General features: G+C 72.1%; 18 protein-coding genes. 15 read left to right on the top strand and 3 right to left on the bottom strand.

What is annotated here, in order from left to right:
* The first annotated feature begins 59 nt into the window (after positions 1–59).
* From uvrC to pgi, 11 genes are all read left to right on the top strand, one after another.
* On the top strand, positions 60–2,207 hold the full coding sequence (uvrC, locus tag ACFZP7_RS09365) for an excinuclease ABC subunit UvrC (protein ID WP_385634209.1): 2,148 nt from the start codon (positions 60–62) through the stop codon (positions 2,205–2,207).
* Positions 2,204–3,220 carry an RNase adapter RapZ gene (gene rapZ, locus ACFZP7_RS09360; RefSeq protein WP_030972164.1) on the top strand — a complete coding sequence of 339 codons (1,017 nt, stop codon included), beginning with the start codon at positions 2,204–2,206 and terminating at the stop codon, positions 3,218–3,220. Before uvrC ends, rapZ begins: the two co-directional genes overlap by 4 nt.
* Positions 3,217–4,308, top strand: a complete 1,092-nt coding sequence (yvcK, locus tag ACFZP7_RS09355) for a uridine diphosphate-N-acetylglucosamine-binding protein YvcK (RefSeq protein WP_030972167.1) — start codon at positions 3,217–3,219, stop codon at positions 4,306–4,308. Before rapZ ends, yvcK begins: the two co-directional genes overlap by 4 nt.
* Complete coding sequence (whiA, locus tag ACFZP7_RS09350) at positions 4,299–5,288, top strand: DNA-binding protein WhiA (protein WP_019331050.1); 990 nt, start codon at positions 4,299–4,301, stop codon at positions 5,286–5,288. The genes yvcK and whiA overlap by 10 nt, the downstream gene beginning before the upstream one ends.
* Before the next feature lie 808 nt (positions 5,289–6,096).
* A complete protein-coding gene (locus ACFZP7_RS09345; protein WP_385634208.1) occupies positions 6,097–9,051 on the top strand; it encodes a M14 family zinc carboxypeptidase in 2,955 nt (984 codons plus the stop codon).
* 227 nt (positions 9,052–9,278) lie between these two features.
* Positions 9,279–10,286 carry a type I glyceraldehyde-3-phosphate dehydrogenase gene (gap, locus tag ACFZP7_RS09340; RefSeq protein WP_019331048.1) on the top strand — a complete coding sequence of 336 codons (1,008 nt, stop codon included), beginning with the start codon at positions 9,279–9,281 and terminating at the stop codon, positions 10,284–10,286.
* Between the two features lie 142 nt (positions 10,287–10,428).
* Positions 10,429–11,640, top strand: coding sequence for a phosphoglycerate kinase (locus ACFZP7_RS09335; protein ID WP_030972171.1), 1,212 nt, complete (start codon positions 10,429–10,431; stop codon positions 11,638–11,640).
* 5 nt (positions 11,641–11,645) lie between these two features.
* Positions 11,646–12,422 (top strand): triose-phosphate isomerase, encoded by a 777-nt coding sequence (tpiA, locus tag ACFZP7_RS09330; protein WP_019331046.1) that lies wholly within the window; start codon positions 11,646–11,648, stop codon positions 12,420–12,422.
* A gap of 130 nt (positions 12,423–12,552) precedes the next feature.
* On the top strand, positions 12,553–12,783 hold the full coding sequence (gene secG / locus ACFZP7_RS09325; RefSeq protein ID WP_019331045.1) for a preprotein translocase subunit SecG: 231 nt from the start codon (positions 12,553–12,555) through the stop codon (positions 12,781–12,783).
* Between the two features lie 288 nt (positions 12,784–13,071).
* Entirely contained in the window at positions 13,072–13,359 is a 288-nt protein-coding gene (locus tag ACFZP7_RS09320; protein WP_004002138.1) for an RNA polymerase-binding protein RbpA, read from the top strand.
* A 141-nt stretch (positions 13,360–13,500) separates the two neighbouring features.
* Positions 13,501–15,156: a glucose-6-phosphate isomerase gene (pgi, locus tag ACFZP7_RS09315; RefSeq protein WP_385634207.1), complete on the top strand. Its 1,656-nt coding sequence runs from the start codon at positions 13,501–13,503 to the stop codon at positions 15,154–15,156.
* Positions 15,157–15,188: 32 nt separating this feature from the next.
* On the opposite strand, the gene ACFZP7_RS09310 is transcribed toward pgi, so the two are convergent.
* The 3 genes from ACFZP7_RS09310 to ACFZP7_RS09300 are packed head-to-tail and all read right to left on the bottom strand — an operon-like array spanning position 15,189 to position 18,964.
* Positions 15,189–17,633: an FtsX-like permease family protein gene (locus ACFZP7_RS09310; protein ID WP_385634206.1), complete on the bottom strand. Its 2,445-nt coding sequence runs from the start codon at positions 17,631–17,633 to the stop codon at positions 15,189–15,191.
* 51 nt (positions 17,634–17,684) lie between these two features.
* Complete coding sequence (locus ACFZP7_RS09305; RefSeq protein WP_030979193.1) at positions 17,685–18,452, bottom strand: ABC transporter ATP-binding protein; 768 nt, start codon at positions 18,450–18,452, stop codon at positions 17,685–17,687.
* On the bottom strand, positions 18,449–18,964 hold the full coding sequence (locus ACFZP7_RS09300; RefSeq protein ID WP_019331149.1) for a PadR family transcriptional regulator: 516 nt from the start codon (positions 18,962–18,964) through the stop codon (positions 18,449–18,451). Before ACFZP7_RS09300 ends, ACFZP7_RS09305 begins: the two co-directional genes overlap by 4 nt.
* Before the next feature lie 160 nt (positions 18,965–19,124).
* Here ACFZP7_RS09300 and ACFZP7_RS09295 point away from each other — a divergent pair, with 160 nt between their 5' ends.
* The 4 genes from ACFZP7_RS09295 (at position 19,125) to ACFZP7_RS09280 (ending at position 24,964) form a co-directional block, all read left to right on the top strand.
* Positions 19,125–20,390 (top strand): ABC transporter substrate-binding protein, encoded by a 1,266-nt coding sequence (locus ACFZP7_RS09295; RefSeq protein WP_282391377.1) that lies wholly within the window; start codon positions 19,125–19,127, stop codon positions 20,388–20,390.
* 169 nt (positions 20,391–20,559) lie between these two features.
* Positions 20,560–22,185: a glycoside hydrolase family 13 protein gene (locus ACFZP7_RS09290; protein ID WP_385634205.1), complete on the top strand. Its 1,626-nt coding sequence runs from the start codon at positions 20,560–20,562 to the stop codon at positions 22,183–22,185.
* Between the two features lie 76 nt (positions 22,186–22,261).
* Positions 22,262–23,590, top strand: a complete 1,329-nt coding sequence (locus ACFZP7_RS09285) for an ABC transporter substrate-binding protein (RefSeq protein ID WP_385634204.1) — start codon at positions 22,262–22,264, stop codon at positions 23,588–23,590.
* A gap of 6 nt (positions 23,591–23,596) precedes the next feature.
* Positions 23,597–24,964 (top strand): ABC transporter permease subunit, encoded by a 1,368-nt coding sequence (locus ACFZP7_RS09280; protein WP_107472988.1) that lies wholly within the window; start codon positions 23,597–23,599, stop codon positions 24,962–24,964.
* Positions 24,965–24,972: the final 8 nt, after the last annotated feature.

Genomic DNA, 24,972 nt, shown 5'->3' with positions numbered 1-24,972 from the left:
CCGGGGGCGCTGTCCACAGGCCCGTCGCGGTGTCGGTCCCCGCCAGTAGGGTGTGAGTCATGGCCGACCCCTCCAGCTACCGCCCCAGGCCGGGTGAGATCCCGGACTCCCCGGGGGTGTACAGGTTCCGTGACGAGCACCGCCGGGTGATCTACGTCGGGAAGGCGAAGAGCCTGCGCCAGCGCCTGGCCAACTATTTCCAGGACCTGGCGAACCTGCACCCCCGCACCCGCACCATGGTCACCACGGCCGCCTCCGTGGAGTGGACGGTGGTGTCCACGGAGGTCGAGGCGCTGCAGCTGGAGTACTCCTGGATCAAGGAGTTCGACCCCCGGTTCAACGTCAAGTACCGCGACGACAAGAGCTACCCGTACCTCGCGGTGACGATGAACGAGGAGTTCCCCCGCGTCCAGGTGATGCGCGGCCACAAGAAGAAGGGCGTGCGCTACTTCGGGCCGTACGGGCACGCCTGGGCGATCCGCGACACCGTCGACCTGCTGCTGCGGGTCTTCCCGGTGCGCACCTGCTCCGCCGGCGTCTTCAAGAACGCCGCCCGCACCGGCCGCCCCTGCCTGCTCGGCTACATCGGCAAGTGCTCCGCGCCCTGTGTGGAGCGGATCTCCCCCGAGGACCACCGGGAGCTGGCCGAGGAGTTCTGCGACTTCATGGCCGGCCGCACCGGCACCTACCTGCGCCGCCTGGAGCGGCAGATGGCCGACGCGGCCGAGGAGATGGAGTACGAGCGCGCGGCCCGCCTGCGCGACGACATCGGCGCGCTGAAGAAGGCCATGGAGAAGAGCGCGGTGGTCCTCGCCGACGCGACCGACGCGGACCTGATCGCGGTCGCCGAGGACGAGCTGGAGGCGGCCGTCCAGATCTTCCACGTGCGCGGCGGCCGGGTGCGCGGCCAGCGCGGCTGGGTCACCGACAAGGTGGAGGAGATCACCACCGGCGCCCTCGTCGAGCACGCCCTGCAGCAGCTGTACGGCGAGGAGACCGGGGACGCCGTCCCCAAGGAGGTCCTGGTCCCCGCCCTGCCCGACCCGGTGGAGCCGGTCCAGCAGTGGCTGACCGAGCGCCGGGGCTCGGGCGTCTCGCTGCGCATCCCGCAGCGCGGCGACAAGAAGGCGCTGATGGCAACCGTCGAGCGCAACGCCCAGCAGGCGCTCGTCCTGCACAAGACCAAGCGCGCCTCCGACCTGACCACGCGCTCGCGTGCGCTGGAGGAGATCGCCGAGGCCCTGGACCTGGACAGCGCCCCGCTGCGGATCGAGTGCTACGACATCTCGCACCTCCAGGGCGACGACGTCGTGGCCTCCATGGTCGTCTTCGAGGACGGGCTGGCCCGGAAGAGCGAATACCGACGGTTCCAGATCAAGGGCTTCGCGGGACAGGACGACGTCCGTTCCATGCACGAGGTCATCACCCGCCGCTTCCGCCGCTACCTCGCCGAGAAGGAGAGGACCGGCGAGTGGGCGGACGGCCAGGACGCGGACACCGCCGGACCGGGCGTCGGTGACGTCGCCTCCGACGGCCGGGCGCCCGCGGACGGCCGGGCCATGCCGGACGACGGCGAGGCACTGGTGGACGGCCCCGCCCTCAAGGACGACGACGGCCGCCCCAAGCGCTTCGCCTACCCGCCCCAGCTCGTCGTCGTCGACGGGGGGCAGCCGCAGGTGGCGGCGGCCCAGCGGGCCCTGGACGAGCTGGGCATCGACGACATCGCCGTCTGCGGTCTGGCCAAGCGCCTGGAGGAGGTGTGGCTGCCCGGCGACGACGACCCGGTCGTCCTGCCCCGCACCAGCGAGGGCCTGTACCTGCTCCAGCGGGTCCGGGACGAGGCCCACCGCTTCGCGATCACCTACCAGCGCGTCAAGCGCGCCAAGCGCTTCCGCTCCAGCCCGCTGGACGACGTGCCGGGCCTCGGGGAGACCCGCAAGCAGGCGCTGATCAAGCACTTCGGTTCGGTGAAGAAGCTCAGGGCGGCGACGATCGACCAGATCTGCGAGGTGCCCGGCATAGGCCGCAAGACGGCCGAGACCGTCGCCGTGGCCCTCGCCCGGGCCACCCCGGCCGCACCCGCCGTGAACACGGCGACCGGAGAGATCATGGAAGACGAGGACGGGGCACCCGAGACGACGACGGATGCCCCGGGGGAGCCCGTGACCGCGGGCACCCCGGACGAACGACGGGGGCAGGAGAGATGACCGAGCACGAGGCACGGCCCGCAACGGGACGAGAACAGGCCCACGGCACGGCCGGCGGGGACGCGGACCCGCGGACGGCCGGACCGGACCCGCGCCAGAACGACGGAGCACAGGTGAGTACGGGCAAGGAAACAGCCGGGGCGCACGAGGCGGCCATCCCCGAGCTGGTGATCATCTCCGGCATGTCCGGGGCCGGCCGCTCGACGGCCGCCAAGTGTCTGGAGGACCTCGGCTGGTTCGTCGTGGACAACCTGCCGCCCGCCCTGATCCCCACCATGGTGGAGCTGGGCGCCCGCTCGCAGGGCAACGTGGCACGGATCGCGGTGGTCGTCGACGTCCGCGGCCGGCGCTTCTTCGACAATCTGCGCGAGTCCCTCGCCGACCTCGACGCCCGCGGCGTCACCCGCCGGATCGTCTTCCTGGAGTCCTCCGACGACGCCCTGGTGCGCCGCTTCGAGTCGGTGCGCCGGCCGCACCCCCTCCAGGGCGACGGCCGGATCGTGGACGGCATCGCCGCCGAGCGGGAGCTGCTGCGGGAGCTGCGCGGCGATGCCGACCTGGTGATCGACACCTCCAGCCTCAACGTGCACGAGCTGCGCGCCAAGATGGACGCCCAGTTCGCCGGGGAGGAGGAGCCGGAGCTGCGGGCCACCGTCATGTCCTTCGGCTTCAAGTACGGCCTGCCGGTCGACGCCGACCTGGTCGTGGACATGCGCTTCCTGCCCAACCCGCACTGGGTCCCGGAGCTGCGCCCGTTCACCGGCCTGAACGAGGAGGTGTCCTCCTACGTCCTCAACCAGCCGGGGGCCAAGGAGTTCCTCGACCGGTACACCGAGCTGCTGCAGATGATCGCCGCGGGTTACCGTCGGGAGGGCAAGCGCTATGTGACCGTCGCCGTCGGCTGCACCGGCGGCAAGCACCGGTCCGTGGCCATGTCGGAGAAGCTCGCCGCCCGGCTCGCCGCCGAGGGCGTGGAGACGGTGGTCGTCCACCGGGACATGGGACGGGAATGACAGGACGTACTCCGCGGCTGAGCAGGCTGCGCCGGGTGGTGCCCGAAGGGCGCGGCGGCAGACCCGCCGAGGCCCGTGCCGCCCGGCCCGAACAGGCGCGCGGCGGCAAGCCGCGCCGCCGGGGCGCCCAGCCCAAGGTCGTCGCCCTCGGCGGCGGCATGGGCCTGTCCGCCTCGCTCGCCGCACTGCGCCGGATCACCGGCGACCTCACTGCCGTCGTCACCGTGGCCGACGACGGCGGCTCCAGCGGGCGACTCCGTGACGAGCTGGGCGTCCTGCCGCCCGGCGACCTGCGCAAGGCGCTGGCCGCGCTGTGCGGCGACGACGACTGGGGCCAGACCTGGGCGCGCGTCATCCAGCACCGCTTCCAGTCCCAGGGCGACCTGCACGAACACGCGGTCGGCAATCTGCTGATCGTCGCCCTGTGGGAACAGCTGGGCGACCACGTCCAGGCCCTCGACCTGGTCGGCAAGCTGCTCGGCGCACACGGACGCGTGCTGCCCATGTCCGCGGTGCCGCTGGAGCTCCAGGCCCTGGTCAGGGGACACGACCCGGACCGGCCCGACGCGGTGGACACCGTGCGCGGACAGGCGACCGTGGCCCTCACCCCGGGCGAGGTCCAGTCCGTGCACCTGGTGCCGAACGACCCGCCGGCCGTCCCCGAGGCGGTCGACGCCGTCCTGGACGCCGACTGGGTGGTGCTCGGTCCCGGTTCCTGGTTCTCCTCGGTCATCCCGCACCTGCTCGTGCCCGACCTGCTGGACGCCCTCGTCGAGACGAAGGCGCGCCGGGTGCTCTCCTTGAACCTCGCGCCGCAGCCCGGGGAAACCGAGGGCTTCTCACCGCAGCGTCATTTGGAGGTTTTGGGACGACACGCCCCTAAACTCGCCCTGGACGTGGTGCTGGCCGACGAGGCCGCCGTGCCCGACCGTGACTCGCTCACCGATGCCGCGAAACGGTTCGGCGCCGCGGTCGAGCTGGCTCCGGTAGCCCGGACCGACGGGACCCCGAGGCACGACCCGGAGCTGCTGGCCGCCGCGTACGACCGTATTTTTCGGATGCATGGAAGGATCGGCCCATGGCGATGACGGCAGCGGTGAAGGACGAGATCTCCCGGCTCCCCGTCACCCGGACCTGCTGCAGAAAGGCGGAGGTCTCCGCCGTACTGCGGTTCGCCGGCGGCCTTCACCTGGTGAGCGGGCGCATCGTGATCGAGGCGGAGCTGGACACGGCGAACGCGGCGCGCCGCCTCAAGCGGGACATCCTGGAGATCTTCGGGCACAGTTCCGAGCTGATCGTGATGGCGCCGGGCGGGCTGCGCCGCGGCTCGCGTTACGTCGTTCGGGTGGTCGCGGGCGGTGATCAGCTCGCCCGGCAGACCGGCCTGGTCGACGGGCGGGGCCGGCCGATCCGCGGGCTGCCGCCGCAGGTGGTCTCGGGGGCCACCTGTGACGCCGAGGCCGCGTGGCGGGGCGCGTTCCTGGCGCACGGTTCGCTCACCGAGCCCGGGCGCTCCTCCTCCCTGGAGGTGACCTGCCCGGGTCCCGAGGCCGCGCTCGCCCTGGTCGGCGCCGCCCGCCGGTTGTCGATCGCCGCGAAGGCCCGCGAGGTGCGCGGCGTGGACCGGGTCGTGGTCCGCGACGGCGACGCGATCGGCGCCCTGCTCACCCGGCTCGGCGCGCACGACTCCGTGCTGGCCTGGGAGGAGCGGCGGATGCGCCGTGAGGTCCGGGCCACCGCCAACCGCCTGGCCAACTTCGACGACGCCAACCTGCGCCGCTCCGCTCGCGCGGCCGTCGCCGCCGGCGCCCGGGTCCAGCGGGCCCTGGAGATCCTCGCCGACGACGTGCCGGAGCACCTCGCCGCGGCGGGCCGGCTGCGGATGGAGCACAAGCAGGCCTCGCTGGAGGAGCTGGGCGCCCTCGCCGACCCGCCGCTGACCAAGGACGCGGTCGCCGGCCGCATCCGCCGGCTGCTGGCCATGGCCGACAAGCGGGCCTCGGACCTCGGCATCCCCGGCACGGACGCCAACCTCAGCGACGAACTGGCCGACAACCTCGTCGGCTGACCGAACGCGCCGGCCCGTCGTCGGGCCGGCGCGCGTCGTCCGTCACACGCCGAGCCGACCGTCCGCGCAGGCCGCAGGGGGTCGCCTCGCGTGAGCCTGCCGTCCGGTCTCCATCGTGCGGGCCGCTCCCGGTCGTCCGCGTCTGCCTGTCGGCCGGGCGGGTGCGCAGGGCACACCCGGCCGCCCACGCGAGCCGTCGTTCGTCCAGGCGCCCCTCCCGGCCGCCCACGCGAGCCGTCGTCCGCGCCAGCCGCTCCGGGCCGTCCGCGCGAGCCCGTCGCTCAGGCCACCGCGCTGCCGCACCGGGCCAGCCGCGCAAGCCGCACCGGCCGTCCACACGAGCCCGTCGCCCAGGCGACCGCGCTATCGCACCGGGCCGGTCGCGCAAGCCGCACCGGCCGTCCGCGCGACTCCGTCGCCCGGGTGCCCGCGCCGGCCACACCGGGCCGTCCGCGCCAGCCGCGACTCAGCCGACCGCGCCGACCGCGTCGGCCGTGGACCCGGGCCACCGCGCAAGCCGCAGCCCAGTCCGGCCCACCGCCCAAGCCTTCGGCTGCCCGCGCCGGTCCCGCCCCACCCCCAAGCCTTCGGCTGCCCGCGCCGGTCTCGCCCCCCCCACGCACGACCGCCGGTCCCCGCCGTGCGGGGCGTCAACCAGCCGATGTGGGCGCCCACTTGGGTGACCCGTTCCGGCTTTCGCGTGTCCTTCCCGCGCTCTTGACTCGATCATGAGCTGTCATGAGCCTGGCATCTGTTCGCTGCTGTGGCGAACCCAGGCCTGTCGGACAGGCCCCATCTAGGGGGGTTCATGAGACGAAGAGCGAGATCGATCCTCGCCGTCGGCGCGCTCCTGATCGGCGGAGCGAGCTTCGCACCCATCGCCCAGGCACAGCCCTCGGACTCCGCGAACACCGACGCGGACGAGGTGAAGGTCTTCCGGGCCGACGTCACCCAGGAGCAGGTCCCCCTGCTGCTGGCCGCCGGCCAGGACGGCCACGAACTCGGTGAGCAGGTCCCCGACCGGGGCACCGCCACCGTCGAGGTCTACCTCACCGACCGGCAGGCCGGAGAGCTGGAGAAACAGGGCGTCGACCTCAAGGAGCACACCCTCTCCGCCCGGGCCGAGGAACGGGTCGAGGACGCCGCCGAGGGCGTCTTCCGCCCGTACAGCGGCAGCGGCGGCCTCCGGGAGGAGATCCTGCGCACCGCGCAGGAGCACCCCCGTCTCACCAAGGTCGTCTCGATCGGCAAGACGGTGAACGGCCAGGACATCCTCGCCCTCAAGCTCACCAAGCACGCGGACCGGACCCGGGACGGCTCCAAGCCCGCGGTCCTCTACATGTCCAACCAGCACGCGCGCGAGTGGATCACCCCGGAGATGACCCGGCGGCTGATGCACCACTACCTGGACAACTACGAGAAGGACCGGCGGATCAGGAAGCTGGTCGACTCCACCGAACTGTGGTTCCTGCTGTCCGCCAACCCCGACGGCTACGACTACACCTTCCAGAACACCGACAACCGCCTGTGGCGCAAGAACCTGCGCGACAACAACGGCGACGGCGCCATCGGCACCGGCGACGGCGTCGACCTCAACCGCAACTTCGCCTACAAGTGGGGCTACGACGACGAGGGCTCGTCCCCGAACCCGACGAGCCAGACCTACCGCGGCCCCGGCCCGAACTCCGAGCCCGAGACCAAGGCCCTGGACCGCTTCCAGAAGCGGATCGGTTTCGCGTACGGCATCAACTACCACTCCGCCGCCGAACTGCTCCTCTACGGCGTCGGCTGGCAGGTCGCCACCCACACCCCGGACGACGTCCTCTACCAGGCACTCGCCGGCACCCCCGAGAACTCGGCGATCCCGGGCTACCGCCCGCAGGTCTCCTCGGAGCTGTACACCACCAACGGCGAGGCGGACGGCCACGCGGCCAACGTCAACGGCATGGCGATGTTCACCCCCGAGATGTCCACCTGCCAGACCATCTCCGACCAGTACCCCGACGACGAGTGGAACGCGGGCGACTGCCAGTCCGGCTTCAACTTCCCCGACGACGAGAAGCTGATCCAGGAGGAGTTCGCGAAGAACATCCCCTTCGCGCTCTCCGTCGCCGAGAGCGCCGCGCACCCCGACCGGCCGTCCTCCTCCGTCGGCATCGAGGCCGCCGACTTCACCCCGGCCCCCTTCACCACCTCCTACGCGCGCGGCGCCGACCAGGAGGTCTCCGTCGTGGTGCGCAAGTCGGTGCGCGACAAGGAGCTGAAGTACCGGGTCAACGGCGGACGCGTCCACGACATGGCCCTGAAGCCCTGGCGCGGCGGCGAGACGTACGGCGGCGAGGACAACCTCCACTTCGACGAGTACCGCGCCGAGGTCAAGGACGGCGACCGCGGCGACAAGGTCGAGGTCTGGTTCACCGGCGAGACGAAGCAGGGCAAGCGGACCGAGAGCGAGCACTTCACCTACACGATCGCCGAGCGGCCCCGCGCCGACGTCCTGATCGTCGCCGAGGAGGGCGCGAAGGCCGCCCACGCGCAGACCTACGTGGACGCCCTCAAGGCCAACGGCAAGCGGGCGGCCGTCTGGGACGTCGCCACCCAGGGCGCGCCCGACGCGCTCGGCGTCCTCGGCCACTTCGACACCGTCGTCCACTACACCGGCGCGGCCAACCCGGGCAACGCCACCCAGCTCCAGCTCCGCGCCTACCTCAACGAGGGCGGCAGGCTGATCGAGGCGGGCGAGCGGGCCGGCGGCAGCGTCGACCTCGGCGACGGCACGCTGTCGAACGACTTCAGCCAGTACTACCTGGGCGCCTACACCCGCACCTCCCTCTCCGGAGCCACCGGATTCACCGGCTCCGGCAAGCTCGACGGGACCACCGGCACGCTCGGCGACGCCCCCGGCAACCCGCTGGACGCCGCCGGCACCTACAGCGTCACCTCCGACCAGCTGCCCGCCGACACCTACCCGCAGTTCGCGAGCGAGGGCGCCGGGAAGTTCGCCGGGACGGTCAACCCGTACGGGCCCTACGCGGGCGCCTGGATGGCCGCCGCCGTCCACACCGACGACGCCTACAAGCGCCTCACCCGCACCGTCGACCTCACCGGCGTCACCGCCGCCGACCGCCCCACCCTGCGCACCCAGCTCCTGTGGGACACCGAGAGCGGCTACGACCACGCCCTGGTCGAGGCGCACACCACCGGCGCCGACGACTGGACCACGCTCCCCGAGGCGGGCGGCGCGACCGGCACCGCCGTGCCGGCCGAGTGCGGGGCCGGCTTCTACGTGGGCGAGCACCCCTGGCTGGAGCACTACCTCACCCTGTCCGACGACGGCTGCGCCGCCACCGGCACCACCGGGCAGTGGAACAGCCTCACCGGGTCCTCCGGGGGATGGCGGCAGGTCGAGTTCGACCTGAGCGCCTACGCCGGGAAGTCCGTGGACGTCTCGATCTCCTACGTCACCGACCCCGGCAGCGGCGGACGCGGCGTCCTCGCCGACGACGCTTCCCTGGTCGTCGGCGGCGCGGCGACGCAGACCGAGGGCTTCGAGACCTCGCTCGGCGCCTGGCAGGTGGCCGGACCGCCGGCCGGCAGCCCCGCCGTCCTGAAGGACTGGACCCGCACCGGCACCCTGTTCCAGACCTACGGCGCCGTCACCACGGACGACACCGTGCTCCTCGGCTTCGGCCTGGAGCACCTCACCGAACCGGCCGCCCGGACGGCACTGGTCCGGCAGGCGCTGCGTGCCCTGGACGAGTGAAAACCGGGACACGGGGGACTGACACGGTGTAGCGAAATCGGGTGATCGGTCCCCGTCACCCGGGGCGGTCCGTACCCCTACTGGCGGGTACGGACCGCCCTGCCGGGAATGGGCCGTCTCGATGTCACCCCCGACGCCGTGGAGAGGTAGGGTCGGAGGTGGTCGGGGACATCCCAAATACAGCTCGCCGGCACATCGGGCCGGCGTACCAACGAGGAGATCGGTTCGTGACGATCCGCGTAGGCATCAACGGCTTTGGCCGCATCGGTCGTAACTACTTCCGCGCGCTGCTGGAGCAGGGTGCAGACATCGAGATCGTGGCTGTCAACGACCTGGGTGACACCGCGACCACCGCCCACCTGCTGAAGTACGACACCATCCTCGGGCGCCTCCCGTACGAGGTCTCGCACACCGAGGACACCATCACCGTCGGTGACAAGACCATCAAGGTCCTCGCCGAGCGCAACCCCGCCGACATCCCGTGGGGCGAGCTGGGTGTCGACATCGTCATCGAGTCGACCGGCATCTTCACCAAGAAGGCCGACGCCGAGAAGCACATCGCGGGCGGCGCGAAGAAGGTCCTCATCTCGGCCCCGGCCAAGGACGAGGACGTCACCATCGTGATGGGCGTCAACCAGGACAAGTACGACCCGGCGAACCACCACGTCATCTCCAACGCCTCCTGCACCACCAACTGTGTGGCGCCGATGGCCAAGGTCCTCGACGAGAACTTCGGCATCGTCAAGGGTCTGATGACGACGGTCCACGCGTACACGAACGACCAGCGCATCCTGGACTTCCCGCACAAGGACCTGCGCCGCGCCCGTGCCGCCGCGGAGAACATCATCCCGACCACCACGGGTGCCGCCAAGGCCACCGCGCTGGTCCTCCCGCAGCTCAAGGGCAAGCTGGACGGCATCGCCATGCGCGTCCCGGTCCCGACCGGCTCGGTCACCGACCTGGTCCTGGAGCTCGGCCGCGAGGTCACCAAGGAAGAGGTCAACGCCGCCTTCCAGAAGGCCGCCGAGGGCGAGCTCAAGGGCATCCTGGAGTACACCGAGGACCCGATCGTCTCCTCGGACATCGTCAACGCCCCGGCGTCCTGCACCTTCGACTCGTCCCTGACCATGGTCCAGGACGGCAAGAACGTGAAGGTCATCGGCTGGTACGACAACGAGTGGGGCTACTCCAACCGCCTCGTCGACCTCACGGTCTTCGTCGGCAACCAGCTCTGATCCAGCCGGACTCAGCAGGCACCTCGCATGTGACAGCAGGGCTCGGGCAGCGCAAGGCCGCGCTGTCCGGGCCCTGCGTCGCGTGCGCAGCGACCAGCCCTCGTAGGATCACGAGCGATCCGAGAACCCAGGAGCCCACTGCATGAAGACGATCGACGAACTGCTCTCCGAAGGCGTCACCGGCAAGCGCGTCTTCGTCCGCGCCGACCTCAACGTGCCGCTGGACGGCACCACCATCACCGACGACGGCCGCATCCGCGCCGTGGTGCCCACCGTCAAGGCCCTGGCCGACGCGGGCGCGCGCGTGATCGTCGCCTCGCACCTGGGCCGTCCCAAGGGCGCCCCGGACCCCGCCTTCTCCCTGGCCCCGGCCGCCGCCCGCCTCGGTGAGCTGCTCGGCGCCGAGGTGGCCTTCGCCGAGGACACGGTCGGCACCGCCGCCGAGTCCACGGTCGCCGGCCTCGCGGACGGCCGGGTCGCGGTGATCGAGAACCTGCGCTTCAACGCGGGCGAGACCAGCAAGGACGACGCCGAGCGCGCCGCCTTCGCCGACAAGCTGGCCGCCCTCGCGGACGTGTACGTCGGTGACGGCTTCGGCGCGGTGCACCGCAAGCACGCCTCGGTCTACGACCTGCCGAAGAAGCTCCCGCACTACGCCGGGTACCTCATCGCCACCGAGGTCGGCGTCCTGAAGAAGCTCACCGACGACGTCCAGCGCCCCTACGTGGTCGCCCTCGGCGGCGCCAAGGTCTCCGACAAGCTCGCCGTCATCGACCAGCTGCTCGGCAAGGCCGACCGGCTCCTCATCGGCGGCGGCATGGCGTACACCTTCCTCAAGGCCAAGGGGTACGAGGTCGGCATCTCCCTCCTCCAGGAGGACCAGATCCCGGCCGTCGAGGAGTACATGGAGCGCGCGGAGAAGAACGGCGTCGAGCTGGTCCTCCCCGTCGACGTGCTGGTCTCGTCCGAGTTCCCGGACCTGAAGACCAAGGCCCCGGCCCACCCCACCACCGTCGCCGCGGACGCCATCCCCGCCGACCAGGAGGGTCTGGACATCGGTCCCGAGACCCGCAAGCTGTACGCCTCGAAGCTCGCCGACGCCGCCACCGTCTTCTGGAACGGTCCGATGGGCGTCTTCGAGCACCCCGACTACGCCGAGGGCACCAAGGCGGTCGCCCAGGCCCTCGTCGACGCCCCAGGCTTCACCGTGGTCGGCGGCGGCGACTCCGCCGCGGCCGTCCGCACGCTCGGCTTCGACGAGAACGCATTCGGCCACATCTCGACCGGCGGCGGCGCCTCCCTCGAATACCTCGAGGGCAAGACGCTCCCCGGCCTCGCCGCACTGGAGGACTGACCCCGATGACCACCCGCACGCCGCTGATGGCGGGCAACTGGAAGATGAACCTCAACCACCTCGAGGCCATCGCCCACGTCCAGAAGCTCGCCTTCGCCCTCGCGGACAAGGACTACGACGCCGTCGAGGTCGCCGTCCTCGTCCCCTTCACCGACCTGCGCTCGGTGCAGACCCTGGTCGAGCACGACAAGCTGAAGATCAAGTACGGTGCCCAGGACGTCTCCGCCCACGACGGCGGCGCCTACACCGGCGAGATCTCCGGCCCGATGCTGGCCAAGCTCCGCTGCACCTACGTCGCGATCGGCCACTCCGAGCGCCGGCAGTACCACGCCGAGACCGACGAGCTGGTGAACGCCAAGGTCAAGGCCGCCTACAAGCACGGTCTGACCCCGATCCTGTGCGTCGGCGAGGAGCTGGACGTCCGCGAGGCGGGCAACCACGTCGCCCACACCCTCGCCCAGGTCGAGGGCGGCCTCAAGGACCTCCCCGCCGAGCAGGCCGAGACGATCGTCATCGCCTACGAGCCCGTCTGGGCGATCGGCACCGGCAAGGTCTGCGGCGCCGAGGACGCCCAGGAGGTCTGCGCGGCGATCCGCGGCAAGCTCGCCGAGCTGTACTCCCAGGAGCTGGCCGACAAGGTCCGCATCCAGTACGGCGGCTCCGTCAAGTCCGGCAACGTCGCCGAGATCATGGCGCAGGCCGACATCGACGGCGCGCTGGTCGGCGGGGCCTCGCTGGACTCCGACGAGTTCGTCAAGATCGTCCGCTTCCGCGACCAGTGAGCCGAGCGACAGTCGGCCGGTGAGTATGCCGTAGCGGCGATACGTCGTACCCTTGCGGGGGCATGGTGGCCTGCTGTCACCGTGCCCCCGTCGTTCATCCGAATCCGAGGAAGTTGGTCCAGCCGTGGTTTTGGGGTTCTCGATCGCCCTGATCGTCTTCAGCGCGCTGCTGATGCTGCTGGTGCTGATGCACAAGGGGAAGGGCGGCGGCCTCTCCGACATGTTCGGTGGCGGCATGCAGTCCTCCGTCGGCGGCTCCTCGGTCGCCGAGCGCAACCTCGACCGGATCACCGTGGTGGTCGGTCTGCTGTGGTTCGCGTGCATCATGGTGCTCGGCCTGCTGATGAAGGCGAACAACTGACACGCGTGACGATCGACTGACAGGCGTGGAGCACACCTGCCACGTCACGCACTCCCGCACGTAAAGCCCCATGTTCGGTACGCGCCGCAAGACGCCGCCTATCATGGGGCTTGCGTCTGGGCGCTTGGGCTTGTAACTCCAACCACTGGACGCGCGTTGGGCCTTACGTAGACTGAGGCGCCTCGCAGCGAAGCGAAACGCCGACTCGCTTCGCGGCACCATCACGCAGGGAGTTACACCGTGGCAAGTGGCAACGCGATCCGGGGGAGCCGGGTCGGGGCGGGGCCGATGGGCGAGGCCGAGCGCGGCGAGTCCGCGCCGCGTCTGCGCATCTCCTTCTGGTGCTCCAACGGACACGAGACACAGCCGAGCTTCGCGAGCGACGCGCAGGTGCCGGACACCTGGGACTGCCCGCGCTGCGGCTTCCCCGCCGGGCAGGACCGGGACAACCCGCCGGACCCGCCGCGCACCGAGCCCTACAAGACCCACCTGGCGTACGTGCGCGAGCGGCGCAGCGACGCGGACGGCGAGGCGATCCTCGCCGAGGCGCTCGCCAAGCTGCGGGGCGAGATCTGACGCCGGCTCCGTCGGACCCCCTCCGGCCCCGTCGGGCTTCCTCCGGCTCCGCCGGGCTTCTTCCGTGCCGACCGTACTGATCAATTAGGTTGTAACGGCCGGGACAGCTGGGACACCCAAGGAAGAAGGCTGACGACCGACATGAACGCAGACGGCCGTACCAGGCTCAACCAGACGCCCGAATGGACCGCGCTGGCCAAGCACCGCGAGGAGCTGGAGGAGGTGCGGCTGCGCGAGCTGTTCGCCGCCGACCCGGACCGCGGCACCGGCTGCACGCTCCGGGTGGGAGACCTGTACGTCGACTACTCCAAGCACCTCGTCACCGACGAGACCCTGCGGCTGCTGCGCGAGCTGGCCGCCGCCACCGACGTCTTCGGCCTGCGCGACGCGATGTTCCGCGGCGAGCGGATCAACATCACCGAGGACCGGGCGGTGCTGCACACCGCGCTGCGCGCCCCGCGGGACGCGGTGATCGAGGTCGACGGCGAGAACGTCGTGCCCAAGGTGCACGCCGTGCTGGACAAGATGGCCGGCTTCGCCGACCGGGTCCGCTCCGGCGAGTGGACCGGCCACACCGGCAAGCGCATCAAGAACGTCGTCAACGTCGGCATCGGCGGCTCCGACCTCGGTCCGGCGATGGCCTACGAGGCGCTGCGCGCCTTCACCGACCGCGACCTGACGGTCCGTTTCGTCTCCAACGTGGACGGCGCCGACCTGCACGAGGCGACCCGCGACCTGGACCCGGCCGAGACCCTGTTCGTCATCGCCTCGAAGACCTTCACCACCATCGAGACGGTCACCAACGCCACCTCCGCCCGGGCCTGGCTGCTGGACGGCCTTGGAGGCGACGAGAAGGCGGTCGCCCGGCACTTCGTCGCGCTGTCGACCAACGCCGAGAAGGTCGCGGACTTCGGCATCGACACGGCCAACATGTTCGAGTTCTGGGACTGGGTCGGCGGCCGCTACTCCTACGACTCGGCGATCGGGCTCTCCCTGATGATCGCCATCGGCCCGGACCGCTTCCGGGAGATGCTCGACGGCTTCCGCCTCGTCGACGAACACTTCCGCACCGCCCCCGCCGAGTCCAACGTGCCCCTGCTGATGGGGCTGCTGGGCATCTGGTACGGCAACTTCATGGGCGCCCAGTCGCACGCGGTGCTGCCCTACAGCCACTACCTGTCCAAGTTCACCGCCTACCTCCAGCAGCTCGACATGGAGTCCAACGGCAAGTACGTCGGCCGGGACGGGCGCGAGGTGGAGTGGCAGACCGGGCCGGTGGTCTGGGGAACGCCCGGCACCAACGGCCAGCACGCCTACTACCAGTTGATCCACCAGGGCACGAAGCTGATCCCGGCGGATTTCATCGGCTTCGCCGAGCCGGTGGCCGAGCTGAGCGACGAGCTGAAGGCCCAGCACGACCTGCTGATGGCCAACTTCTTCGCCCAGACGCAGGCGCTGGCCTTCGGCAAGACCCCCGACGAGGTGCGCGCCGAGGGCGTCCCGGAGGAACTGGTCGCGCACAAGACCTTCAAGGGCGACCACCCGACGACCACCGTCCTCGCCCGCGCGCTGACGCCCTCCGTCCTCGGCCAGCTCGTCGCCCTCTACGAGCACAAGGTGTTCGTGCAGGGAGCGATCTGGAACATCGACTCCTTCGACCAGTGGGGCGTCGAGCTGGGCAAGGTGCTCGCCAAGCGCGTCGAACCCGCCCTGACCGAGGGCGCCGACGTCCCCGGCCTGGACGCCTCCACCCAGGCGCTGGTCGCCACCTACCGGGAGCTGCGCGGCCGGCGGTGAGCCCACCGGCGCGGTGGCCCGGCCGGAAACGGTCAGGCCACCGCGCTCAGTGTGTCCGCGAGGCGCCGCCGTGCCGCCCGCGCCGACGGCACCGCGGCCAGCGCCGCCGCTCCGAGCACGGCCGCGGCACCGACGGCCGCCAGAAGCCCGGGGGAGGGCGCCCGGGCGATCCCCGCGCCGATGCCGCTGGAGGCGCCCTGGGCGTCGATCAGCCAGTGGGCGAGCGGCAGTCCGAGGGCGGCGGCGAGGAGCACGGCCGCCAGGGTCGTGCAGCCGGTCGCCGTGACGGTGACGCCGGTGATCTGGCGCGGTGACAGACCGATCGCCTTGAGCGCGAGCAGGTCCCGCTCGCCCTCCCTCACGGTGCCGCCGATCGTCGTGAGCAACTCGATCAGCCCGACGAGGGCGAGGACGGCGATCAGCCCGAGGACGACGCCGCGCAGCGGGGACAGCCCGTCGGCCGGGTTCGCCACCGCGTGCACCTCCAGACCCTCGGGCCCGGACGCGGCGAGCCGCGCCGCGACCTCCTCCGGGTCGGCGCCCGGGCGCAGGCGCAGCTGGTACAGGGTCGGCGTGAGACCCGGATCGTTCTCCCGGAGGGTGTCCAGGGAGGTGGAGACGACCCGGCCGGCGTTCTCCGGCTCGATGCTGCGGCCCACGATGTGCAGGATCTGCGGCCGGTCGCCGACGGTCATCCGCACCCAGTCGCCGACCTGCACGTCCAGCAGGTCCAGCAGCCCCTGCCCGGCCACCGCCTCGTCCGGTCCGTGCGCGCGACGGCCCTCGGCCAGGGCGTACGGGTACGGCTCCTCGCGGGTGCCGAGCCCGCGCAGCGCGATCGTCGCCGTCTGACCCGGCACCAGCGCGGCCACCTCGACGCCCGGGTAGGCGGCGGCGACCCGCGGGTCGCGTTCCAGCAGCGCCCGGGTGCCGCGGTCGTCGGCACCGGTGTCGGCGCGGACGGTCAGCGCGGTCGGCAGACCCACCTGTTCGGGCCGGGTGTGGAAGCGGTCGATGGTGGTCCACGCGCTCATCGCCACCACGATCAGCAGCAGCGGAAGCGTGAGCCGGGCGACCGCGGCGAGCGAACGGGGCCGCCGGGCGAACGCCTTGTGCCAGCCGAGCACCAGCGCGGGCGGCACCCGCACCTCCAGCTCGCGGATCCCGGCCGCCTCGCCGGGGTCCGGGACGCCGGTCTTCGCCGGGGCGGGCGCGCCGGGCCCGTCGGCGCCCCGGACGCCGGACCCACCGGCACCCCGTTCACCTCGACCCCGCACCCGGGACCGCACCGGAACCCGCAGCACCCGCAGCCCCAGCGCCCCGCGGGCCGCCCCGGACAGCCCCCCGCCGCGCGCCGCCGCCGGACGCGGCACCGGCACCGGCGGCACCCGCCCCGCCCGCCACGCCGCGAGCCCCGTGGTGGCGCCGATGAACAGCACCGCGCACGCCGGTACGGCGACCAGCGCGACGGTGTGCCCGGGCAGCCCCTGCCAGACGCCGACCGCGTCCCCGAGCCGCCCCGGGAACCGGCTGCCGAACGCCTGGGTGAGCGCGGCGGCGGCCACCGCGCCGAGCAGCGCGTAGGCGAGGTGGAGCAGCAGGAAGACCCGCACCACCTGGCCCGGCGTGAAGCCGATCGCCTTGAGCACCGAGATGTCCCGCAGATGCCCCCGGATCCGGGTGCCGATCGCCCCGTGCACCGCCAGCCCGGCCGCGAGCAGCGCGCCCAGCCCGAACAGTCCGAGCACCTGGCCGAGCAGCCGGTTGTCGCCCTGCGCCTCGGCCCGGGCCTGCTCCCAGGTGGAGACCTGCCCGATCGCCCCGGCGCCCAGTACGGTCACCGCCCGCTGCACGGCGTAGTCCGTCTCCCCGGGGTCGGTCAGCCGCAGCCCGATCACCTGGCCGCCCGGGTTGGGCACCGCGGCCGGCGGCGCCCACACCAGGCCCGGCTGTTCCCCCGGCCGGTAGCGGCGCTCGGGGCTGTCGGCGATGCCGAGCACCGTGAGGGTGCGCGGGGTGCCGGGCAGGGCGAGGGTGTCGCCGGGCTGGGCCAGCAGCGCGCGGGCGAGACGGCTCTCCAGGACCACCCCGTCGGGATCGGCCGGGTCGATCCAGTGCCCCGCGGTGAGCAGCGGGCGGCCCACCTCGGGCCGCTCGGCGGTGCCGCGCAGTTCGACGGAGGCGCGGGTGCCGCGTACGGCGACGGTGGCGGATGCCGTGGGATACGGGCCGGCGACTGCCTCGACGCCGTCCAGCGCGGCCAGCTCACCGGCGTCGGCGGCGCGGTCGGTGTGCAGCCAGACGTGCGCGCCGCGGGCCTGCGCGAAGACCCGCTGCCAGGGGTTGGTCGCGTACCCGAACAGGGCCGTGGCCAGCAGCAGCGACGCGACGATCCCGGCGGTGGCGAGGACGAGGAACAGCGCCTCGCCCCGGTGCGTCCGCAGATCGGAGTGGGCCCAGCGCAGGGTGGCTCGCACGGGCCTCAGCCTTCCGGTGCGCGGTGCGCGCGGTGGTCGTACGCCCGCATGTCAGTCCTTGAGTTCCAGGACGGCGGACGCGCCCGGGCGGCGGCGCGCCGGTGTGGCGGCGTCCAGCTCGGCGTCGTCGGCTATCCGCCCGTCGAAGAAGCTGATCACCCGGTCCGCGGCGCTGGCGAGCCGGGCGTCATGGGTGACCAGCAGGATCGTCTGGCCCCGCTGGTGGAAACGGGACAGCAGCCGCATCACCTCACGGGTGCCCTTGCTGTCCAGGCTGCCCGCGGGCTCGTCCGCCAGCAGCAGCGGCGGATGGTTGACCAGGGCCCGGGCCAGCGCCACCCGCTGCTGCTCGCCGCCGGACAGCTCACCGGGCATGCTGCGCGCCTTGCCCGTCAGCCCCAGCTCGGCCAGCAGCTCCTCCCGCTCGGCGCGCGCCCGCTTGGGCGGCAGCCCGGCGAGCAGGGCGGGCAGCTCGACGTTGTCGGCGACGGACAGGTCGGAGACCAGGTTGAAGAACTGGAAGACGATCCCGATCCGCTTCCTGCGCTCGACGGCCCAGCGCGCCTCGCCGTACCCGTCCGTGCACGCGCCGTCCAGCCAGATGCTGCCGGCGTCCGGGCGCTGGAGGCCGCCGAGCAGGTGCAGCAGGGTCGACTTCCCGGCACCGGACGGCCCGGTGATCGCCACGAACTCGCCGCGCCGCACGGTCAGGTCCACCCCGCGCACGGCGTGCGCCGGAGCGCCCTCGCCGTGATGCGTCTTGACCAGGCCCTCGGCGCGCAGCACGGGAGCCGGGTCCGCACTCGCCCCAGCGCTCACTCCAGCTCCTCCAGCTCCTCCTGGCACCGCTCCAGCCAGTCGAGGTCGGCCTGGAGGTGCAGCATCGCGCCCTCGATGAGGAGGTGGGCGATGCGGTTGTCCCGGTCTTCGGCGGCGGCCAGCTTCGACAACTGCCGCATGGTGTTCAGGTACTGCCGCCGCTGCTTGTTGATCAGCGCGATCTGGTCGGCGAGACCCGTCTGCGGAGCCAGGGCGAGCTTCATGAAGAACTCGTCCCGCACCCGCGGCTCGTCCGCCGTCTCCTCGTACCAGGCCCGCAGCTCGTCACGCCCGGCCTCGGTGAGGTGGTAGACCTTCTTGTTGGGCCGGCTCGACTGCTCGATGTCCTCGCCCTCGATCAGCCCCGTCTTCTCGAGACGGCCGAGGGTGACGTAGATCTGGCCGACGTTCGGCTGAGGGTACGCGGAGCCCAGCAGTTGCTCAAGGTCCTGCTTCAGCTCGTAGCCGTGGGCCGGACCGCGGGCCAGGAGAGCCAGGAGGTGCAGGCGCACTCAGCCGTCCTCCCGCTTCTGGTCGAGTCCCCGGATGTGCTCCAGGCCCTAGTATCGCGCATACCTAACAGGTATACATGGCCTCTGACCCGGGACGAGGACGCCCGGTGCCGGTGCGAGTCAGCGGGCCCGGTGTACGAGGGTGTACAGGGAGGAACCTATGCGGTGGATCCACGCCGCCGGTAGGGGCCTCCTCGTCCTCCTCGTCGTCCTGACCGGGTACGTGGCCTCCGGCGCCCGCGCGAACGAGGGTGCCGCGAGCGGTCGCGGCCCGCTCACCCTGGCCACCGCGGGCGATCTCACCGGCTACCTCGGCCCGCTGCTGGAGGGCTGGAACCGCGCCCACCCCGGGGAGCGGGTCACCCTCGTCGAACTGCCCGACTCCGCCGACGAGAGCCGCGCGCAGATGGCCACCGACCTGCGCGACGGCGACCGGCACCGCTTCGACGTCCTCAACATCGACGTCAACTGGACCTCGGAGTTCGCCGCCGCGGGCTGGATACGTCCGCTGCCCCGCGAGCGCTTCCCGCTCGACACGTTCCTGCCGCCGGTCGTCGACACCGCGACCTACGACGGGCGGCTGTACGCCGTCCCGTACGTCACCAACGCCGGCCTGCTCCTGTACCGCAAGGACGTCCTGGCCGCGGAGGGCGTCCCGCCGCCGCGCACCTGGGCCGAGCTGGAGCGGTACGCCGGGACCATCGCCCCGAAGCACGGACTGGACGGCTACGCGGGCCAGTTCCTGCCCTACGAGGGCCTGACCGTCAACGCCGCCGAGGCCGTCTACTCGGCCGGCGGCAGCATCCTCGGCGACGAGGGCGCACGCGTCACCGTGGACTCGGCGGCGGCCCGCGAGGGCATCGGCTTCCTGGCGCGCGGCGTGCGCGAGGGCTGGATCCCCGAGGAGGCGCTGGGCTACAAGGAAGAGGAGTCCAAGCAAGCCTTCCAGGACGGCCGCCTGCTCTTCCTGCGCAACTGGCCCTACGCCTACGTCGGTGCCTCGGCGCCGGGTTCCGCGGTCGCCGGGAAGGTCGGCGCCGTACCGCTGCCGGGGCCCCACGGGCCCGGGACCAGCGTGCTGGGCGGCTCCAACCTGGCCGTGAGCGCCCATGCCGAGCACCCGGACTCGGCGGCCCGGCTCATCGCGTACCTCACCGGCGAGCGCGTGCAGCGCCAGGTCCTCACCCGCGGCGCGCTGCCGCCCGTGCGGGCCGACCTCTACGAGGACCCCGCGCTGATCGAGGCGTTCCCCTACCTGCCGACCCTGCGCGAGAGCGTGCTCGCCGCCGCCCCGCGCCCCAAGAGCCCGCGCTACGACCAGGTCAGCCTGGCCGTGCAGGCCGTCGTGCACGACGCCATGGCCGGGCGGCAGACGCCCGAGGCGGCGGTGCGGCGGCTGGCTCGCGAGCTGGCGGCCCTTTCCTAGTTACGCGTTAGGTAACGCTGGCATCTCAACTGCGTCCGCAGTGCGGGGAAAAGTCCCTATATAGAACCCCAACTGGTCAGCGGCGCTTGTTCCGTTCATTGACACCCGCGCGTCACCGCTACCTAACATGCATGCATAACAGCAGCCTCCTCTAGAGACAGGTTCCGGGGTGAACAGGCACCACTGGTGGCGTGACGCGGTGATCTACCAGGTCTACGTCCGCAGCTTCCTCGACAGCACCGGCGACGGCGTCGGCGATCTCGCCGGCGTCCGGGCCGGGCTGCCCTACCTGCGCAGACTCGGCGTGGACGGAATCTGGCTGAGCCCCTTCTACCCCTCGCCCCAGCACGACCACGGCTACGACGTCGCCGACTACCGGGGCGTCGACCCGCTCTTCGGCGACCTCGACGAGTTCGACGCGCTGGTCGCCGCCGCCCGGCGCCTCGGCATCCGGGTGCTGCTCGACATCGTCCCCAACCACTGCTCCAGCGAGCACCCGTGGTTCCGCGAGGCCCTGGCCTCCCCGCCCGGCAGCCCGGCGCGCGCCCGCTTCCACTTCGCCGACGGCCGCGGACCGGACGGCGACCGGCCGCCCAACAACTGGCACGCCATGTTCGGCGGCCCCGCCTGGACCCGCGTGACCGAGGCCGACGGCCGCCCCGGCCAGTGGTACCTGCACATGTTCACGCCCGAGCAGCCGGACTGGAACTGGCGCACCCCCGAGGTCGCCGCCGAGTTCGACCGGATACTCCGCTTCTGGCTGGACCGGGGCGTCGACGGCTTCCGCATCGACGTCGCCGCCGGCCTCTACAAGCACCCGGACCTCCCCGACTCCCCGGACCCGGAGGCCGACGCCCGCACCCGGGACTCGGTCAACCCGCTCGCCTGGAACCAGCCCGAGGTGCACGACGTATGGCGGCACTGGCGCGCGGTCTGCGAGGAGTACACCGCCCGCGACGGCCGCGAACGCCTCCTCGTCGGCGAGGTCTCCGTGCCCAGCGCCCGCGAACACGCCCGCTACGTCCGCCCCGACGAACTCCACCAGGCCTTCTTCTTCGACCTGCTCGGCGCCCCCTGGGACCCCGACGCCTTCCGCAAGGTCATCTCCGAGGCCATGCAGGACATCGCCGGCACCGGCTCCACGGTCACCTGGGTCCTCAACAACCACGACCAGGTCCGCACCGTCACCCGCTACGGCGAACCCGCCACCGACGGCAGCGGCCTCGGCACCGCCCGCGCCCGCGCCGCGGCGCTGCTGATGCTGGCGCTGCCCGGAGCCGCCTACATCTACCAGGGCGAGGAACTGGGCCTGCCCGAGGTCGTCGACCTGCCCGACGACGTGCTCACCGACCCGATCTTCCACCGCACCGGCAGCCGCGCCCGCGTCCGCGACGGCTGCCGGGTGCCGCTGCCCTGGTCGGGACAGGCCTCGCCGTTCGGCTTCACCTCCGACGAGTCGGGCGCCAAGCCCTGGCTGCCGCAGCCCGAGTACTTCGCCGAGTACGCCACCGACCGCGCCCTCGCCGACACCCGCTCCTTCTGGCACCTGTACCGCGACGGACTGCACCTGCGCTCCGCGCTGCCCCAGCTGGGCGAGGGCACCCTGCGCTGGCTGGACACCCCGCCCGGCGTCCTGGCCTTCGTCCGCGGCGACGGCCTGGTCTGCGCCGTCAACTTCGGCACCGCCCCCACGCCGGCGCCCGTCCCCGGCACCCCGCTGCTGGCCAGCGACGGCCCCTGCCCGCCCGGCGTCCTGCCCGGCTCCACCGCCGCCTGGTGGATCGCCGACATCTGACCTCGCCTCCGACCTCCTCCGACCTCTGACCTCGCCCCCGACCTCTGCTTGCCCGACCCTCGAAGGGACATCAACGATGATGCGACGACGTACCCCCCTGCTCACCGGCTGCACCGCCCTGGTCCTCGCCCTCGGTGCCACCGCCTGCGGTGGCGGCGGACCCGTCTCGGCCGGCGGCGGTGACAAGGCACTCGGCGGACAGTCGGTCACCGTGGCCGGCGTCTGGTCCGGCACCGAGCAGGAGAACTTCCAGAAGGTGCTCGACGCCTTCACCGAGAAGACCGGCGCCAAGACCTCCTTCGTCTCCACCGGCGACAACGTCTCCACCGTCGTCGGCAGCAAGATCGAGGGCGGCAACGCCCCCGACGTCGTGATGGTCCCGCAGGTCGGCGTGCTGGGGCAGTTCGCCGAGAACGGCTGGCTGAAGCCGCTGTCCGAGACGGCCCGGAAGTCGGTCGACACCAACTTCGCCGACGTCTGGAAGACGTACGGGACCGTCGACGGCACCCTCTACGGCCTCTACTTCAAGGCCGCCCACAAGTCGACCGTCTGGTACAGCCCCGACGCCCTCGCCCAGGCCGGGGTCGAGCCGCCGAAGACGTACGACGAGATGCTGGAGGCCGGGCGGACCGTCTCCGACTCCGGGCTCGCCGCCTTCTCGGTCGCCGGGCAGGACGGCTGGACGCTGACCGACTGGTTCGAGAACGTCTACCTCTCCCAGGCCGGACCCGAGAAGTACGACGCCCTCGCCGCGCACGAGCTGAAGTGGACCGACGCGAGCGTGGTCGAGGCGCTCACCACCCTCGGCAAGCTCTTCAAGGACGAGCAGCTCGTCGAGGGCGGCCGGAAGGGAGCCCTGAACACCGACTTCCCGGGCTCCGTGGAGAAGGTCTTCGGCCCGAAGCCCGAGGCCGGCATGGTCTACGAGGGCGACTTCGTCGCCGGTGTCGCCAAGGACCAGTTCGGCAAGGAGATCGGCAAGAACGCGAACTTCTTCCCCTTCCCGGCGGTCGACGGCGGCGAGGCGCCGGTGGTCAGCGGCGGTGACGCGGCCGTCGTCCTGAAGGACGGCAAGAACTCCGAGGCCGGCATGGCGCTCCTGGAGTACCTCGCGACGCCCGAGGCCGCGGCCGTGTGGGCCGAGGCGGGCGGCTTTATCTCCCCGAACAAGAACCTCGACCCGGCCTCCTACGGCGACGACGTCACCCGGGCCACCGCCGAGTCCCTGGTCGGCGCGGGGGACTCGGTCCGCTTCGACATGTCCGACCAGGCACCCGCGGCCTTCGGCGGCACCAAGGGCACAGGCGAGTGGAAGATCCTCCAGGACTTCCTGCGCGACCCCTCCGACCCGAAGGCCACCGCCGCCGAGCTGGAAGCCGCGGCTGCCAAGGCCTACAAGGGCTGACCGGCCGTGACCACCTCCACCCCGGTGAAAGAGGCGAGCCCGCCCGCCGCTCCCGGCCCGGCGCCCCTGCGGCGCCCCCGGCGGCGCCGGGCGGCCGTCGCCCTGCTCTTCGTCCTGCCCGCGCTGCTCCTGCTGGGCGCCCTGGTCGTCTATCCCGTGCTGTTCTCCGTGGGCCGGAGCCTCTTCGACGCCTCCGGCACGCGCTTCGTGGGCGGCGACAACTACACCGAGATGTTCCGCGACCCGGCCACGCTGAAGGCCATCCGCAACACCGCGATCTGGGTCGTCGTCGCCCCCACCCTGCTGACCGGCCTCGGCCTGATCCTCGCCGTCCTGGTCGAGAAGGTGCGCTGGGCCACCGCCTTCAAGCTGCTGCTCTTCATGCCGATGGCGGTCTCCTTCCTCGCCGCCGGCATCATCTTCCGGCTCGCCTACGACCACGACCCGGACAAGGGCGTCCTCAACGCCGCCGTGACCGGCGTGCACGACGCCTTCGCCGGCACGTCGAGCTACCCGGGCGCCCGGGCGCGTGACGGACGGGACGGCGCACTGGTCGAGGAGGCCGACGGCTCGTACCGGACCGGTGCCGGCGTGTCACCCGGCGACACGGTGGCGCTCGGCCTGGTCGGGGTGGGGCCCGACGACCTGCCGTCCGGCGCGAAGGCCGCGTACGGGGCGGCGGGCCGGGACGCCGCCGACGACGAGGTGCGCGGGGTCGTGTACCTGGACTTCACGCCCGGTGGGGGAGGGGAGCAGGGCCGGGTCGACCGGAGCGAGAGCGGGCTGCCCGAGATGACCGTCGAGGCGGTGCGCGACGGCCGTACGGTCGCGTCCACGACCACGGGTGACGACGGTTCCTTCCGCTTCGCGGGGCTGGCGGACGGCTCGTACACCGTCCGGCTCCCCGCGTCGAACTTCGCCCCGCCCTACGAGGGCGTCTCCTGGCTCGGACCCGCGCTGGTCACTCCGGCGATCATCGGGGCCTACCTGTGGATCTGGACCGGGTTCGCGATGGTGCTGATCGGCGCCGGGCTCTCCTCGCTGCCGCGTGACGCGCTGGAGGCCGCGCGGATGGACGGCGCGAACGAGTGGCAGATCTTCCGGCGCATCACCGTGCCGCTCCTGGCCCCGGTGCTCACGGTCGTCTTCATCACCCTCGTGATCAACGTGATGAAGGTCTTCGACCTCGTCTACATCATCGCGCCCGGCCCCGTGCAGGAGGACGCGACGGTCCTCGCGACGCAGATGTGGCTGGTGTCGTTCGGCGGTGGCAACAACCAGGGGCTCGGCAGCGCGCTGGGTGTGCTGCTCCTGCTGCTCGTCGTGCCGGCCATGGTCTTCAACGTCCGCCGTTTCAAGAGGAGTCAGCGATGAGGAGTCAG

It is taken from the genome of Streptomyces sp. SudanB5_2050 (genome assembly GCF_964272335.1).
Classification (GTDB): Bacteria; Actinomycetota; Actinomycetes; order Streptomycetales; family Streptomycetaceae; genus Streptomyces; species Streptomyces rochei.
The sequence above is the reverse complement of the archived record's forward strand: the minus strand, read 5'-3'. Positions and strand labels throughout refer to the sequence as shown.

Excerpts from the sequence above, each read along its gene's own strand:
- pgi (WP_385634207.1), top strand. The coding sequence starts at position 13,501 with ATGAACGCAGACGGCCGTACCAGGCTCAACCAGACGCCCGAATGGACC.
- uvrC (WP_385634209.1), top strand. The coding sequence starts at position 60 with ATGGCCGACCCCTCCAGCTACCGCCCCAGGCCGGGTGAGATCCCGGAC.
- yvcK (WP_030972167.1), top strand. The coding sequence starts at position 3,217 with ATGACAGGACGTACTCCGCGGCTGAGCAGGCTGCGCCGGGTGGTGCCC.
- ACFZP7_RS09285 (WP_385634204.1), top strand. The coding sequence starts at position 22,262 with ATGATGCGACGACGTACCCCCCTGCTCACCGGCTGCACCGCCCTGGTC.
- ACFZP7_RS09295 (WP_282391377.1), top strand. The coding sequence starts at position 19,125 with ATGCGGTGGATCCACGCCGCCGGTAGGGGCCTCCTCGTCCTCCTCGTC.
- ACFZP7_RS09345 (WP_385634208.1), top strand. The coding sequence starts at position 6,097 with ATGAGACGAAGAGCGAGATCGATCCTCGCCGTCGGCGCGCTCCTGATC.
- whiA (WP_019331050.1), top strand. The coding sequence starts at position 4,299 with ATGGCGATGACGGCAGCGGTGAAGGACGAGATCTCCCGGCTCCCCGTC.
- ACFZP7_RS09335 (WP_030972171.1), top strand. The coding sequence starts at position 10,429 with ATGAAGACGATCGACGAACTGCTCTCCGAAGGCGTCACCGGCAAGCGC.
- tpiA (WP_019331046.1), top strand. The coding sequence starts at position 11,646 with ATGACCACCCGCACGCCGCTGATGGCGGGCAACTGGAAGATGAACCTC.
- rapZ (WP_030972164.1), top strand. The coding sequence starts at position 2,204 with ATGACCGAGCACGAGGCACGGCCCGCAACGGGACGAGAACAGGCCCAC.
- ACFZP7_RS09320 (WP_004002138.1), top strand. The coding sequence starts at position 13,072 with ATGGGCGAGGCCGAGCGCGGCGAGTCCGCGCCGCGTCTGCGCATCTCC.